The sequence below is a fragment of the Acidiferrimicrobium sp. IK genome, assembly GCF_025499425.1.
Classification (GTDB): Bacteria; Actinomycetota; Acidimicrobiia; order Acidimicrobiales; family Palsa-688; genus Acidiferrimicrobium.
Genome location: NZ_JAIMCB010000004.1, coordinates 175,583 through 190,090, shown reverse-complemented (window position 1 = coordinate 190,090; position 14,508 = coordinate 175,583). Strand labels below are relative to the sequence as shown.

13 protein-coding genes are annotated in these 14,508 nt (G+C 72.2%); 2 read left to right on the top strand and 11 right to left on the bottom strand.

Going from position 1 to position 14,508, the window contains the following annotated elements:
* Nucleotides 1-10: 10 nt before the first annotated feature.
* The 4 genes from K6U06_RS08485 to K6U06_RS08470 all read right to left on the bottom strand — a co-directional run bounded on the left by K6U06_RS08485 (nt 11) and on the right by K6U06_RS08470 (nt 4,005).
* Nucleotides 11-907 carry an ABC transporter permease gene (locus K6U06_RS08485; protein WP_262321488.1) on the bottom strand — a complete coding sequence of 299 codons (897 nt, stop codon included), beginning with the start codon at nt 905-907 and terminating at the stop codon, nt 11-13.
* A complete protein-coding gene (locus K6U06_RS08480) occupies nt 907-2,286 on the bottom strand; it encodes an MlaE family ABC transporter permease (protein WP_262321487.1) in 1,380 nt (459 codons plus the stop codon). The genes K6U06_RS08485 and K6U06_RS08480 overlap by 1 nt, the downstream gene beginning before the upstream one ends.
* A gap of 311 nt (nt 2,287-2,597) precedes the next feature.
* A complete protein-coding gene (locus K6U06_RS08475) occupies nt 2,598-2,912 on the bottom strand; it encodes a hypothetical protein (RefSeq protein WP_262321486.1) in 315 nt (104 codons plus the stop codon).
* Nucleotides 2,913-3,240: 328 nt separating this feature from the next.
* Nucleotides 3,241-4,005, bottom strand: a complete 765-nt coding sequence (locus tag K6U06_RS08470) for a response regulator transcription factor (protein WP_262321485.1) — start codon at nt 4,003-4,005, stop codon at nt 3,241-3,243.
* 120 nt (nt 4,006-4,125) lie between these two features.
* On the opposite strand from K6U06_RS08470, the gene K6U06_RS08465 reads away from it, so the two are divergent.
* Nucleotides 4,126-4,932, top strand: a complete 807-nt coding sequence (locus K6U06_RS08465) for a hypothetical protein (protein WP_262321484.1) — start codon at nt 4,126-4,128, stop codon at nt 4,930-4,932.
* Here K6U06_RS08465 and K6U06_RS08460 read toward each other — a convergent pair.
* The 4 genes from K6U06_RS08460 to K6U06_RS08445 are packed head-to-tail and all read right to left on the bottom strand — an operon-like array spanning nt 4,913 to nt 9,570.
* Entirely contained in the window at nt 4,913-5,650 is a 738-nt protein-coding gene (locus K6U06_RS08460) for a ribonuclease HII (RefSeq protein WP_262321483.1), read from the bottom strand. The genes K6U06_RS08465 and K6U06_RS08460 overlap by 20 nt on opposite strands.
* A gap of 48 nt (nt 5,651-5,698) precedes the next feature.
* On the bottom strand, nt 5,699-6,706 hold the full coding sequence (gene selD, locus K6U06_RS08455) for a selenide, water dikinase SelD (protein ID WP_262321482.1): 1,008 nt from the start codon (nt 6,704-6,706) through the stop codon (nt 5,699-5,701).
* 11 nt (nt 6,707-6,717) lie between these two features.
* The gene (locus K6U06_RS08450) at nt 6,718-7,494 is read right to left on the bottom strand and encodes a dihydrofolate reductase family protein (protein ID WP_262321481.1); all 777 of its coding nucleotides are present in this window, start codon (nt 7,492-7,494) and stop codon (nt 6,718-6,720) included.
* A gap of 42 nt (nt 7,495-7,536) precedes the next feature.
* Nucleotides 7,537-9,570 carry a hypothetical protein gene (locus K6U06_RS08445; protein WP_262321480.1) on the bottom strand — a complete coding sequence of 678 codons (2,034 nt, stop codon included), beginning with the start codon at nt 9,568-9,570 and terminating at the stop codon, nt 7,537-7,539.
* 69 nt (nt 9,571-9,639) lie between these two features.
* Between K6U06_RS08445 and cofC the strand changes: the two genes are divergently transcribed.
* A complete protein-coding gene (gene cofC, locus K6U06_RS08440; RefSeq protein ID WP_262321479.1) occupies nt 9,640-10,248 on the top strand; it encodes a 2-phospho-L-lactate guanylyltransferase in 609 nt (202 codons plus the stop codon).
* A gap of 61 nt (nt 10,249-10,309) precedes the next feature.
* Here cofC and K6U06_RS08435 read toward each other — a convergent pair whose 3' ends face one another.
* The 3 genes from K6U06_RS08435 to lon all read right to left on the bottom strand — a co-directional run bounded on the left by K6U06_RS08435 (nt 10,310) and on the right by lon (nt 14,477).
* Entirely contained in the window at nt 10,310-11,521 is a 1,212-nt protein-coding gene (locus K6U06_RS08435; RefSeq protein WP_262321478.1) for a hypothetical protein, read from the bottom strand.
* A gap of 4 nt (nt 11,522-11,525) precedes the next feature.
* A complete protein-coding gene (locus K6U06_RS08430) occupies nt 11,526-12,014 on the bottom strand; it encodes an HU family DNA-binding protein (RefSeq protein ID WP_410051007.1) in 489 nt (162 codons plus the stop codon).
* Between the two features lie 108 nt (nt 12,015-12,122).
* Nucleotides 12,123-14,477, bottom strand: coding sequence for an endopeptidase La (lon, locus tag K6U06_RS08425; protein ID WP_262321477.1), 2,355 nt, complete (start codon nt 14,475-14,477; stop codon nt 12,123-12,125).
* Nucleotides 14,478-14,508: the final 31 nt, after the last annotated feature.

The following is a 14,508-nucleotide window of genomic DNA, read 5'->3' as shown; positions in this document are numbered from 1 at the left end:
GGATCGTTCCTCAGTTACCGATGGGTGAGCGCGGCGCCTGGCCCCAAAACAGCATCGTGCCGAGCATGCCGATCAGGTGGACCATCACCATGTTGGCGATCATGGATTTGGCGGTGTTCTTCCCGACCCCCACCGAACCGCCCCGGGCGGTGTAGCCGTAGTAGCAGCCGATGAGGACGATGACGGTGCTTTCTATGAAGACCTTTGTCAGGGAGAAGAACAGGTCGAGGGGGTTCTGGAACAGCCAGAAGATGAACAGGTAGCCGCCGGAGGAGACCGTGTGCAGCTGGACGACGGTGGAGAGGTATTCGGTGAGGAACATCACTCCGAGCCCGACGGCGTAGAGGAACGGCACCGCGATCCAGATGGCGGCCAGCCTGGTTGCCACTATGAAGCCCATGGGCCGGATGCCCATCACCTCGAGGACGTCGATCTCCTCTGAGATGCGCATCGAGCCGATCTCGGCCACCAGGCCGCAGCCGACCTTCGCGGAGAGGATGTAACCCCACATGTAGGGGGCGCACTCGCGTACCGCGCACCACGAGTCGAACACCCCGGAGTACAGCGGGGCGCCGATCTGCTTGAGGATGTAGCTCCCCTCGGTGCCGCACTCGAGGCCCATGACGCCTTCCATGAGCCAGATGATCAGGCCCGACCCGATGATGAGCAGGGCGGTCTGGCGGAAGACCTCGGTCGGGTACAGCCGCAGCTTGGGGATGGAGCGGATGGCGTCCGCGCTGAAGTGGAGGATCTCGCCGATCTGCTCGAAGAGACTCTTGACCTTGATGCCGACGGTGGCCCACCCGACCTGCGCCGAACCGTCCTCGCCGCCCTCGGGTAGCGGGATGTCCGGGAGGTCCCCCTCGTCGATCTCGACGTCGCGGCCCGGCTCGTAGGAGATCGACATCAGTGGAAGACCTGCGTGGAGGGAGCGAAGCCGAGGAGGGTGTTGGTGAAGACGTAGTTGATGGTCCAGATCAGCGCGAAGGAGATGACCACGGCGGAGTTGACCGCCTTTCCCACCCCCGACGGGCCGCCGGAGGCCCTCATGCCCTTGTAGCAGCAGACGACCCCGACCACCGCTCCGAACAGGAATGTCTTGGCGAAGCTGCCGATCAGGTCGGGCACGTTGGCCTGGGAGAAGAATTGGCTGGTGTAGCCGGCCGTGCTCGCGCCGAGCAGGATGACCGAGGCGATGTAGCCGCCGACGATGCCGACCAGCAGCGCCACGATGTCGAACAGACCGGTGATGATCGCGGTGGAGAGGATCCGGGGCAGGACCAGCTCCCGGATCGGGTCCACTCCGAGGACCTCCATGGCGTCGATCTCTTCTCGTATCCGCCGGGCGCCGATGTCCGCGGTGATGGCTGTGCCGACCACGCCGGCCACGATCATGGCGTCGATCCACGGCGCGAACTCCCGGATCCCGGTGGCCACGATGAACGAGCCCTCCCGCTCCGGGACGCCGAAGATGGTGAACACGTTGCCGCCTTGGAGGCCGGGGGCGCCGATGCCGAAGGCGGTGATGGAGATGATCATCGGCACCCAGCACAGCTTGAGTGCGGAGTAGATCTGCTCCTTGGTCTCATTCCAGTAGCCGGTGGGCCGGGTGATGGCGGACTTGATCACCGCCCCCGATAGCCAGGTCATCTCGCCGGCCTGGGTCAGGCCGCTGGTGAGGGACCGCCCAAGCGCGGCGAGGGGGTTGAATCGTTGGCGGGGCCCGCTGAGCCCGGCCAGCGCCAGGTCCTCGGCGAGCTCCTCGTCGTTGTAGCGGTCCTCGAAGCGGCTGGCGTCGACGGGAGCCCCGCCCCGCCCGGCGCCTCCGATCTCCTCGCCGTCGCTGGCGGCGAGGGCCACCGCCAGCGCCCCGGCGTGCTCCCGGGTCCCGGCCAGCTCGGCGGTGTCGTCGTCGCCTTCGCTCTCGAGCGCTTCGCGGCGGGACCCGTCGCCGGCCGCGGCGCGCTGCGAGCTGTCGCCGGCGAACGCGTCGAGCCCGGCCATCACCGCGTCGTGGATGGCCCGCTCCTGGGCGACGGGAGCAGCCCCCCGCCGGCCGGTGGAGCGCCTGGAGCGCCGGCTCAGTCGGGGCGCGGCCCGCTCCCCGTCGCGGCCGGGCCCGTCGAACATCCGAGCGAGAGCGGCGGACGCGCTGGCGTCGTCTTGCTTGCGGGTCCGGGGGCCGCCACCACTCGGGTCTTGGGGGGCGGTGCTCGGGTTGGAGTCGCGGCCCTCCCCGGGACCTTCCTCGCCGGGGCGGTCAGTTCCGGAGCGGTCGTCAGTCACCCACGCCTCCCCAGGCGCCACGGGGCTTCGTCCCCATTTGTGTGCCTCTCTCTCGCCCAGCCGAGATTGCCGGTCCCCATCCATTGCTCATGACTTGTCCACTATGCCCGCGGTCACACACCGGGTTACCGGCCGGTAGGGCCAGGTGTTGGCCCGTCCGGGCCAAGGTGTCGGGATGGGCGACGGCTGCCGTTTGGTGTAGGGACATTGGGCGCTTCCTTGGAGTGTCCGCACGTGGAGCGGACCGGCAGCCAGGAGATTCGGTGCCGGCAGGCGCGCCTCCTCCCTCGCGGGGCCATCAACCCCGGGTGCTACCGCCCCGAACGGGAGCGCTGCTCGTCGAGGCGGGCCCGCCCGACGATCGATCCGGCCAAGCCGCCTACCACCAACGCGAACGCCAAGGCGACGCCGGTGGCCAGCACCGAGATGGAGGCGGAGTGGACGATGAGGCGCAGCGGGATGGTCAGCGCGTAAGCCGAAGCGGCGGCCAGAGCGCCGTCTCTCGCCGCGAGGCGCACCGACGTCACCGGCGGCTGCACGGCCCGGTTGCCGGCGAGGGCGTAAGCGGCCGCGGCTACGACGTAGAGAATCAGGCCGTTGCCGAGACCGAGGAGTTGGAGGGTCACCAGCTCCCCCACTAGCAGGATCGAGAAACCCCACGACGCCCCTCGGACGATGCTGGGTGTCCCGCCGACGGGCGCGTCCCGCAGCCGGTCGGGACGAGTCCGCCGCTCCGGTCCGGACTGGCGGGACGAACCGGGCTGGCGGGACGAACCGGGCTGGCGGGACGAACCGGGCTGGCGGGACGAACCTGACTGGCGGGACGAACCTGACTGGGCTGGCCGCTTCGGTTCGGGGCGGCCCCCGGCGGAGGAGGTCGGCCCGCCAGAGCCTCCGGTGCGCGCCGGCGGCGGTACCCGACGGCGGGGGGGCTTTCGCTTGGGGGCCAACGGGTCAGCCGTCGAGGTCAGAGCCGCGTCGGGTGCGCAACGCGGACCGGGAACTGCGGCTGTCGGCCATCGGCTGGCCGTCGAGGAGACCCGACCGCCCGGCCAGCGCCGCCATCTCGATACGGGTCCGAACGCCCAGGTGGTCGCGCAGCTCGGCCACCATTCGCTTCGCGGTGCGCTCGGAGACGTAGAGGGCGTCGGCGATGCCGGATATCTCCAGCCCGTCCGCCACCAGCCGCCAGAGGGTCAGCTCTTCGTCGCTGAGCGCGGCGATGAGGTCGGCTCCGGGACGTCGGGCCCGGGCCAGCAGATGATCGACCATCGGGGCGGACAGCACCTGCCATCCCTGCAACACGGCCAGCAGCGGGGCCAGGAGCTGCTCGGGGCGGGCCGCCTTCGACAGGTAGGCCTCCGCTCCCGCCGAGAGCGCCTCGGCGGCCAGCTCGAAGTCCTCGGCTTTGGACAGGGTCAGGATCCGCACCCCCGGGAACTTCTCGCCGGCCCGGCGAATGAGATCGATGCCGCCCGGTGGCGGCAGGTCCAAATCAACCAGGATCAAGTCGGGGTCGCTATCGCCCAGCACCCTCAAGGCCTCGCCGACGGTGCTGGCGGTGCCGACCACCTCTATGCGACCGTCAGACGTCGGGCCGAGGACCATCTCGAGGCTCCGGGCGAACAGCGGCTGCCCGTCGGCGATCACCAGTCTGAGCACCGGGCGGCGCTCGCCGGTATCCGAGCTGCGATCCTGTTGGCCCCCGGCGAGACTCATGACCCAACGGTAGGCGCGCGGGCGGGTTGACCGCCGGTCGACACCGCCGCGACGGGGCGATCTCCGGCGCTCAGCTCCACCGGGGGCGCCACCGGCACCCCGATCGCTACGGTGCGAGGCGTGGCGGGGACGGTGAGCGCGGTGGCAGCAGACTGGTCCGGGGCGCGCACCGGCGAGCAGCGCGCCCTGTGGCTGGCCGAGTGGGATCCCGACCGCACTGCGGTCGTCGCGGTGAGCGGGCGCACCCGGGTCCAGGCCGGAGATCGGATACTCGACCTGGCGGCGGACGCGCCGGAGCTGGTCGCAGGCCTGGACTTCTCCTTCTCGCTGCCGGCGTGGTGGCTGGCTCGCAACGGCATCGCCACCGCCGCGGAGCTTTGGGCAGACAGCACTCGCCTCGAGCGGTGGCTGGCGGAATGCCGACCACCGTTTTGGGGCCGTCCGGGACGGTCCCGGCCGAGACCCCCGGCGGGCGACGAGTGGCGACTCACGGAGCGGGCCGCGCCGCTTCGGCCCGCCTCGACGTTCCAGATCGGTGGGGCCGGCGCGGTGGGCACCGCGTCCCTGCGGGGGATGGCGACCCTGGACCGCCTGCGCAGGGCCGGGATGTGCGTGTGGCCTTTCGAGCGCTGGGCGACCCCGGCAGTGGTCGAGGTCTGGCCTCGCCTGGGCATGGGCCGCACGGTGAAGTCGTCGCCGGCGGCCCGGGCCGCGGCGGTGGAGGCGATGGGCGAGCGGCTGGCGCCGGACGTCGCCGCTGCGGCGAGAGGCTCGGTCGACGCCTTCGACGCGGTGGTCGCGCTGCTCGACTTGGTGCGCCGCACCGACCAGGCGCGGCCGGCGACGACCGACCCAGTCGTGGCCCTCGAGGGCTGGATCGACGGCGTCGCGCTGGACGGGGGTGCGCTCAGCCCGTGGCGGCGGTGAGCGCCAGCTGCTCCTGGCCCGGGCGCAGCAGCCGGCGGGACCCGGCCACGCCATAGGACAGGTTCTCCATGAAGATCCAGCTGCGGCGGTGTATCGCCGTGGGCCCGTACGCCTGCAGGGCCATCTTGTGGCGGGGACAGGGGTAGCCCTTGTTGTACTCGAAGTCGTAGCCGGGATAGTGGGCGGCCTCGCCTCGCATCAGCCGGTCCCTGGTGACCTTGGCCAGGATCGAGGCGGCCGATATCGACAAGCAGGTGGCGTCGCCTTTGACGATGCGGCGGGTGCAGCCCATCCCCACGAAATCCCAATTGCCGTCCACCAGCACCTGATCGGGGCTGAGACCGAGCCCTTCCACCGCCCGGCGGGCGGCCAGCCGCTGGGCGTCGGCCATTCCGAGCCGGTCGCATTCCTCCTGGCTCGCAGCGCCGACCGCCCACGCCCGGCACCAAGAAGCGACCCGGTCGAAGAGCCGTTCGCGCTCAGCCTCGCTCAGCATCTTCGAGTCCCGCACGCCATAGACCCGCCGGTCGGGCGGCAATACCGCGGCGCCGACCATGAGCGGCCCGGCCCACGAGCCTCGCCCGACCTCGTCCACGCCGACCACCACCTCGTGGCCGGCGGCCCACAGGTCCCGCTCGACTCGTAAGGTCGGCGCGACGGCCCTCGCCGGGCGGGCGGACCGCAACGGGCGCCCGGCGCCGCGGGCAACGATGGCCATCCCCCGACGGTACCGGCCCGCCGCGTGGGCGCCGGCGCACCCGACTCTCTAGCGCAGCTCGACCCTCGGCGGACCGACATCGACGGCGCCGACTGCGGTGAACCCGTGTTCATCGACGAGCCGGCCGGCCATCTCGGGGACGACCGATGCCAGCAGCCCGCCGGAGGTCTGCGGGTCGTAGGCCAGAGCCTCGAGCGCCTCGTCGACGTGCGAGGTGACGTGGGCCTCCAGGTGAGCCCGGTTGCGGGGGTCGCCGCCGGTCCTGGTCCCAGCTTGGGCGGCTGCCAGTGCGCCGGCGTAGAGCGGCAACGCGGCGCCGTCGAAGCACAGCGTCACCGCGGAGCGCTCCGCCATCTCCCATCCGTGGCCGAGCAGACCGAACCCGGTGACGTCGGTGACCGCGTGCGGCGCGTCGGGGAGGGCGGCGAGGGCTTCGGCCGCCCCTCGGTTGAGGACCCGCATCCGGGCGATGGCGGAGCGCTTGTCGGCGTCGCTGCCGCCGGCGAGGACGATCCCGGTCCCGAGCGGCTTGGACAGCACCAGCGTGTCGCCGGGGCGGGCCCCGCTTTTGGCCCACACCCGTGCGGGGTGGACCACACCCTGCACGGCCAGACCGAAGATCGGCTCCTCGGAGCGGATGGTGTGGCCGCCGGCGACGGTGCCACCGGCCTCCGCGACGACCTCGGCGGCCGCGGCGAGGATGGCCGCGATGGCCTCGGTGGGCATCCGCTCTGGGAAGGCGGCCACGTTGAGGGCCAGCACCACCCGGCCGCCCATGGCAAACACGTCCGAGCAGGCGTTGGCCGCAGCGATGGCGCCGAAGTCGCCGGGGTCGTCGACGAGGGGGGGAAAGAAGTCGGTAGTGGAGACGAGCGCTACGTCATCGGTGAGCCGGTAGACCGCAGCATCATCGAAGGGCGCCAAACCGACCAGCAAAGAGGCAGCGCCGGTCCCGGCCAGCTCCCTGACCAGCGCGGCGAGGGGCGCCGCGCCCCACTTGGCGGCGCACCCGCCGCATGCCGTCCACTCCGTGAGTTTGATGCCGGTCGAAGTCATTGCCGCCTTTCCTACTGGGCCTGGGGAGCTCCGACGACGTAGCGCCCGAAGAGGGTCCCGTCGTCAGAGCCGAGCAGGTGGGTCCGCTGGAGCCTCACCACCGAGTCGAGGGGGTCGGTGCCGAGCAGCCCGCTGCGTCGCGGCCCGACCAGCACCGGCGAAATGGTCAAGCACAGCTCGTCGAGGAGACCCTGTCGGAGCAGGCGGCCCATGAGGGTCGGGCCGCCTTCGAACAAGATCCGGTGCAATCCCCGCCGGGCCAGCTCGCCGAGCACCGCCCGGTCGTCGATGGCGTCCTCGCCGCAGACCACGACCTCCGCCACCTCGGCGAGGGCGGCCCGGGCCGCGTCCGGCGCGCCCGACGACGTGAGCACCAGCACCGGGACCCCGGCCTCGCGGGACTGGCGGAACAGCTTGGCGTCGGGTGCCAGCTCGGCGCGGGTGGTAACCACCGCCACCGGGACCGCCGGACCCTGACCCCGCTCGGCCCGACCCGCCGCTCCTGTCGCGTCGACCCGGACGACGCCGTAGTCCTCGGCCCGCACCGTCCCCGAGCCGACCAGCACCACGTCGGCGCCGGCCCGCAGGCAGGCGAAGACCTTCCGGTCGTCGGGGCCGCCGAGGGTGCCGCTGCGGCCCTCGACCTCGATCGCGCCGTCGGAGCTGATCGCGAAGTTGGCCCGGACCCACACGCCGTCGGGCCAGCTGTACGCAGCGTCGAGGTCGAAACGGTCCAGTCCGCCGAGGGGTGCCGGCTCCACGCCGAGCGGACGGATCAACGGCTGCACCCGGCGCAGTCGGCGGTCAGGGCCAAGTTCACGGCCGGCACGCTACGAGAACTGCGCTCCTTCCGGCGCCGGCGGCGCGCTGAACAGCGCGTCTCCCCCGCTCCCCGAGGCTGACCACCCGGGGTCCAGGCCCGGCGCGGTCACGATCAGGTCGGCGGGGGCGCCGTCGACGGACCACAGCAGCGCCGGCCGTTCGCCGTGCCAGCGCAGCGCGTACGAGACGACGCCCGCTGCGCTCGGCATGCCGTGGACCTCCAGCGGCTGACCGAGCCAAGCGGCGGGCCAGCCCGGGAGCAGCGCCAGCTTTGCGGGCGCCCCCGCGGTGGGCGCCGTCTCGCGGACCAGCGAGTCGCGAACGACCGACCACAGGCGGGCCGTCACCACCGGGGAGTGGCCGACGGTCCCGTAACCACCGGGCTGCGCGGTGTCGACCAGCTCGGGCCAGGTGGCAGTCGGCGAGCCCGCCCTCACCACCGCAGCCACCCGCTCGTACCACTCCCGGCGCCCGGCCCGTCCGTCCGCGCCCGCCCACAGGAGCGTCCGGGCCGGATCGGCCACCTGGGCCGGCGACGCGGTGGGCGGCCGCGCCGCGTCCGGGACGGGGGCCAACAGCGGGCTTGGAGGCGCCGCGACGGCGGGCCCTAAGCCCAGCGCGGCGCTCAACATGCGGCTGTCGGTGGGGTCGTCACCGAGGCGGAACAGCGCGTCGGCCGCCCATCTTTCGGTCCTTGCGGCGGCCCGCGCCTCCCCAGCTCCCCGGAGGAGCGCGGACGCGCCGGCCAAGCCGGCCGCGGCCCAGCCGGCGTCGAGCGACGAGGCCGGCACCCCCCCTGCTAGCTGCGCCAACCCCTCGGCCAGTTCGGCTACTGCGGGCACCGGCGGCGCCGTGGCGCCGAGCGCCACTAGGCGACCCGCGGCCCAAAGCGCCGCGCCGGCGGCCGAGACGGCGGGACGGCCCCGACGGGCCCTCCCCGACTCGACCGCCGCCTCGACGAGGGCGCCTGCTGCGGTCGCGCCGAAGCCTGCGGTCGCGCCAGCAACGGCGACCTCGGACGCAGCGACGGGCTCCAACGTCGACCCGGCCGCCAGCAAGAGATGGGCCCGCAGAGCGTCGAGCACTGCGGTGACCCGGTCGGCAGGCAGCTCGAGGCGGACCTGGCGCTCCACTTGAGCACGCCACCCGCGGGTCGCGGCATCCACGTCCACCGGACGCGGCCGCGGCTCCTGCCCGCCGGGCTCCCCGCCGGCCGGCGCGACCCCGGATTGGCCGGTCGGAACGCCCCTCGAGAACGACACCAGCCGGCGACGGCCGGGACCCCCGGCGGGCGCGGCGAGCGCGGCGGGCGCGGCGAGCGCCACCCGGTAGGTCCATCGGGCTCGGTGAGCCAGGGGCACGATCGCCACCGCGGAGGCCCGGCCTGCGGGGCAGACCGCGACGCCGTCTGCCGCCAGCGGGGCGTCACCCGATACCACCGTCGTCATCGGGTCAGGGTCGCTCCCAGTGGAGAGCAGCGCCCGCCTGGGTGCCTCAGGCAGCTGGAGCACCGCTTCTCCGTCGACCACGACCGCCGCCCCGGAAAGCTCGACTCGCTGCGCCCATCCCGCGGCCAGCAGGGTGACGGGCCGAACCGCGACCGCCACCGCCACCGGCGCCGCGCTGTCGTTGTGCACCTCCACCAACGCCTCGGACCCGTCGGGGCCAGGCACGACCAGCACCCGCTGGTGGACGTCCCCGCCCGGTACCCGCACCGTCGTCTGCACGACCGGCGCGGCGGCGACCAGCGACTGGCGCACCGCGGCCTCCCGCGTCGGGATGTGCCAGCGGTCGTCAGCGCCGATCCACCAGTCGACGCCCCATGACCGCCCCGGCACCCAGAGGTAGCCACCGGGATCCACGGCAATGCGCTCCGAGCCGGACAGGTCGCCGGCCAAGGTCCACGTCACGGCGCTGTTGTTGCCCGACGCCACCTCGGCAGGGCGGTGCTCGACCCACCACGGTCCGCTCCAACCCTCGGGCCAACCGGGACCGGGGCTGGTGGGGACGGCGGAGGGTGACTGGACCCTGGGGGCTCGCACGGCGTGGCACCGTACCCGCCCGGCCGCAAACGCACCGCAACGGGACCGTCGCGGCCGTAGGATGCGGCCGTGGCCTCCTCCTCGCCGCAGCCCGAGGACAGTCGGGGCGCGGGCTGGCTGGGTCCGGCCGCGGTGCTCATCCCGGTGAAGTCCTTCGCCGAGGCAAAGGTCCGCCTGGCCCCCGCGCTCAGCCCGCAACGACGGGCCCGCTTGGCGCAGGAGATGGCCGAGGGGGTGGTTCGCTCGGCGCGGGGGCTTCCCGTGGCGGTGGTCTGCGATGACCGTCTGGTCGCGGACTGGGCCCGGGGCCTCGGGGCGCTGGTCGTGTGGGCGCCGGGACGAGGCCTCAACCGGGCCGTCCAAGACGGCGTCCGCTACCTGGCTGGCACCGGGGTCCGCTCGGTGATCGTCGCCGCCAGCGACCTCCCCCTCGCTGAGGACCTGGCCGGCCTGGCCGACGCCGACGGCATCACGTTGGTCCCCGATCGCCGGGGCGAGGGGACCAACGTGATTGTCGTTCCGACCGACGCGACGTTCGCCTTCTCCTACGGGCCGGGGAGCTTCGCCCGTCATTGCGCAGAGGCGGCAGCCAGCGGTCATCCCTGGCGAGTCATCCAAAACGCCGCGCTGGCCTGGGACGTCGACCTGCCTGCGGACCTGACCGTGGTGTGCAGGTAGCCCGCTAGACCCAGCTAGGTGCCTCGGCGGGTGCCGGCCACTGGGCCGGCACCCGCGGGACTCAACGCGAGCGGGTGGTGCGCGTTGGCGCCGACTTCTTCGCGGCCGACGCCGTCCTAGCCGACGCCTTCGACGCTCCCGCCTTGCCGGCCTTCGAGACCTTGGCGGCCTTCGCTGCCGGGGCGGCCGTCTTGGCTGTAGTGGCCTTCCCGGCGGTCGTGGCGGCCTTGGCCGGGCCGGTACGTCGAGCCGGAGCCTTGGCTGCCGCCGCCGTCCGTTTGGTCACCGTGGTCGATGCCGTGGCCCTCTTAGCCGGAGCCTTCGACGCGGTGGTCTTCTTCGCCGCGAGCTTCGACGCCCTAGCCGAGGACGGGGTGGCCCTCGAAGCGGTGACCCTGGACGCGGTGACCTTAGAAGCCGCAGCCTTGGCCGCGGTGGCCCTCTTAGCCGGCGCCTTCGACACCGCAGCCTTGGACACCGCAGCCTTAGACGCCGCGGCCCTCTTAGCCGGCGCCTTCGACACCGCAGCCTTAGACGCCGCGGCCTTAGACGCCGCAGCCTTAGACGCCGTGGCCCTCTTAGCCGGCGCCTTCGACACCGCAGCCTTAGACGCCGCGGCCTTAGACGCCGCGGCCTTAGACGCCGCGGCCTTAGACGCCGCGGCCTTAGACGCCGCGGCCTTAGACGCCGCGGCCCTCTTAGCCGGCGCCTTCGACACCGCAGCCTTAGACGCCGCGGCCTTAGACGCCGTGGCCCTCTTAGCCGGCGCCTTCGACAGCCCAGCCTTGGACGCCGGCGGTTTGGACGCCGCCTTGGACGCCGTGGCCTTGGCTGCTCGGGTCGAGGACGCAGTGACCTTCGCTGCCGTGGTCGCGGTCTTCCTCACCGAACCAGCCGTCCGGGCCCCGGTGGACTTCGCCGCTGCCGCGGTTCGCTTGGCTGGAGCGGCGGCCTTCTTGGCCGCCGCTCTCGCCGACCTGGTTGCGCTCGGAGCGCCAGTGGCACCGGCGCGGATTGCCGCCCCCCTAGCCCCGGCCCGCGAACGAGCGGCGCTGGTGGCGGTCTTGGCGGCATCGCGCCTCACCGATCCGGCGCGCCGAGACGCAGTGCGGGCCGACGACTCGACAGCCGACGCCAATTCCTCGGTGACCGATGCCATCTCTTCGGCGGCCTCCGCGACCACCTTGGTGGCCCGGCGGGCGGCGGTCTTCACGGCTGCGGCGGCGCTCTTTTTCAACGCTCCGCCGGTCGATTGCTTCTTGGCGGGGGGCACCGAGCTAGCGCTTCTTGGTGGTCTTGGTCGCTGCCTTCGCCGGAGCCTTCTTTGCGGGCGCTGCAGTCTTCTTGGCCGGAGTGGCCTTCTTGGTGGCTACGGCCTTGACGGCCGGAGCGGCCTTCTTGGCTGCGGCCTTCTTGGCCCCGCCTCGCGTGTTCAGCGTCGTCTTGTACGCGGCCGCCGGCTGGAAGCCCACGGACTTGGACGCGGCGATCTTCACCGGCGCGCCGGTCTGCGGGTTGCGTCCGGTGCGCGCGGCCCGGCTCTTCGGCGTGAAGATGCCGAAACCGAAGATCGACACCTTGTTGCCGGCCTTGGTCTCAGCGATCACCGAGTCCACGAACGCTGCGACTGCAGCCTCGGCTTGCTTCTTCTCGAGTCCAGTCGTCGCTACGACGCTTTCGATCAGCTCTGTGCGGTTCACCGCCACCTCCTGGGTGTGGTTGGGGAAGTTGCAAGCAATGAAAGAGGTTTTCGCGGCCCAGGTCAAGCACTTCCCTTGCAACCCAAGGGGTTTCGCGGCGTCTGAACGAAAAATGCCTTGCAAACACAGGGCTTTGCACCTGACGGCCTTCCGCGGCCGTCAGGTGCAAAAACGTCATGCAACCAGTGCGTGCTCCAGCACCTGGCCGATGTCGGAGGCCAGATGGAACGTCATGACCGCCCGGACGGCCTCGGGGACGTCCTCCAGATCGGGCTCGTTGCGGGCCGGCAGGATGACCTCGGTCAGGCCAGCTTGGTGGGCCGCGAGGACCTTCTGCTTGACCCCGCCGATGGGAAGCACCTTGCCCTGCAGCGTGATCTCGCCGGTCATGCCTACTTCCGATCGCACCGGCCGGCCCGACAGCAGGCTGACCAATGCGGTGGTCATCGTCACACCGGCGGAGGGGCCGTCTTTCGGCACCGCGCCAGCCGGCACGTGCAGATGCAGGCGCCGCTTCTCGAAGGCGCCGTCGCCGACACCGACATCCCCGGCGTGAGAACGCACGTAGGACAAGGCGATCTGCGCCGACTCTTGCATCACGTCACCGAGCTGCCCGGTGACGGTCAGACCCGCGTCTCCGCTCGAAGCGCTGGCCTCGACGAAGAGCACGTCCCCGCCGATCCCAGTAACGGCGAGGCCTGTCGCCACGCCAGGGACCGAGGTGCGTTCTGCTGCTTCGGGCACGAACCGACGCCGGCCCAGCCACGCGCCCACGTCGGCTTCATCGATGCGGAGCGGGGCCGCGTCCGGCTCCGAGACGATGCGGGCCGCGGCCTTCCGGAGCAACCGGCCGAGTTGGCGCTCCAGGGAGCGCACGCCGGCCTCCCTGGTGTAGCCCGACACCACCAGGCGCAGCGCCGCGTCGGTCACCACCACCTCGCCGTCGAGCAGGCCGGCGGCCGCGAGCTGGCGGCCGAGCAGGTGGTCCCGGCCGATCGCCACCTTCTCGTCCTCGGTGTAGCCGTCGAGGCGCACCACTTCCATCCGGTCCAGCAGCGGCAACGGGATCTGGTACACCACGTTCGCGGTAGCGAGGAACAGCACGTCCGAAAGGTCCAGGTCGACATCGAGGTAGTGGTCCCGGAAAGTGTGGTTCTGAGCCGGGTCGAGCACTTCCAACAACGCCGCCGACGGGTCGCCTCGATAGTCGCTGCCGAGCTTGTCGACTTCGTCGAGCAGGATGACGGGGTTCATGGTCCCGGCCTCCTTGATGGCGCGAACGATGCGCCCGGGCAACGCCCCGACATAGGTACGGCGGTGACCGCGGATCTCCGCTTCGTCGCGGACGCCGCCCAAGGCGACCCGCACGAAGGAGCGGTTCATCGATCGAGCGACCGACTCCCCTAGCGAGGTCTTGCCCACGCCGGGGGGACCGACGAGGGCCAGGATCATCCCGCCGGCTCGCCGCCCCCCTACTGACGCGGCCCCGTCGTCGTCGAGACCCCGCTCGGCGCGGAGCTTGCGGACGGCCAGATGTTCGACGATGCGCTCCTTCACCTCGTCCAGGCCGGTGTGGTCGGCGTCGAGGACGGCCCGGGCGCCGGCAACGTCGAGGAGGTCGTCGGAACGCTTCCCCCACGGCAGGTCGAGGATCGTGTCGAGCCAGGTGCGGATCCATCCCTGCTCCGGGCTCTGCTCGCCGGTGCGCTCCAGCTTGTCGATCTCCCTGCTGATGGCGCTGCGTACCGCGTCGCTGACCGACAGGGCCTCCAATCGGCTGCGGTAGTCGTCGCCGCCCTCCTCGTCGCCGTCCTGGCCGAGCTCCTTGCGGATTGCCGCCAGCTGCTGGCGCAGCAGGTACTCGCGTTGCGTGCGCTCCATGCCCTCGGCGACGTCGGTGCGGATCCGGTCTTTCAGCTCCAGCTCCGCCAGGGCCTCGCGGGCCCATCCGAGCACCAGGGTCACCCGCGCCGCGGGGTCGGTGGACTCGAGCAGCTCGACCTTTCGCTCCACCGACAGCTCTGGCCAGTAACCGGCCAGGTCGGCCAGCGCGCCGGGCTCGCTGGCGCCTCGCAAAACGTCGGTGAGCCGCACGCCGCGATGCTCGGCGATGGCCTCGAGGACGGCGCGCAGCTCCCGGGCCGCGGCCCGGGTGTCCTCTGACGCCTCGGGCTCCTCGACCCGCTCGACGTTGACCCACAGGGCAGGGCCGGCCGCTGCGGTGGCGGCGCCGACCGTCGCCCGGTAGCCGCCGGTGACCACAACGGCGGGGGTACCCCCCGGCAGCGCCCCCCTACGGGCAATGCTGGCGACGGTACCGATGCGGGCGTAGTGGCCGCCGGTCGCGTCGGGTCCTTCGCCCCGGCCCAGGCGGGGCACCAACAGCAGCTGGTCACCCGCCCCGGCGGCTGCGTCGACCGCGGCTCGCGCTTCGGGGGTCTCGAGGGCCAGGGTGATGGTCATCCCGGGCAGGACGACACCGGCGTCCAGCGGCAGCAGCGGGAAGGCGGAGGTGGTCAGTGATGCCATTGAGGTGCTCCTTACGGCAGAAGACTGCCTG

What these genes read in the sequence shown, in the direction of transcription:
- K6U06_RS08485 (WP_262321488.1), bottom strand. Translation starts at nt 907, where the DNA reads ATGTCGATCTCCTACGAGCCGGGCCGCGACGTCGAGATCGACGAGGGG.
- K6U06_RS08460 (WP_262321483.1), bottom strand. Translation starts at nt 5,650, where the DNA reads ATGGCCATCGTTGCCCGCGGCGCCGGGCGCCCGTTGCGGTCCGCCCGC.
- K6U06_RS08470 (WP_262321485.1), bottom strand. Translation starts at nt 4,005, where the DNA reads ATGAGTCTCGCCGGGGGCCAACAGGATCGCAGCTCGGATACCGGCGAG.
- lon (WP_262321477.1), bottom strand. Translation starts at nt 14,477, where the DNA reads ATGGCATCACTGACCACCTCCGCCTTCCCGCTGCTGCCGCTGGACGCC.
- selD (WP_262321482.1), bottom strand. Translation starts at nt 6,706, where the DNA reads ATGACTTCGACCGGCATCAAACTCACGGAGTGGACGGCATGCGGCGGG.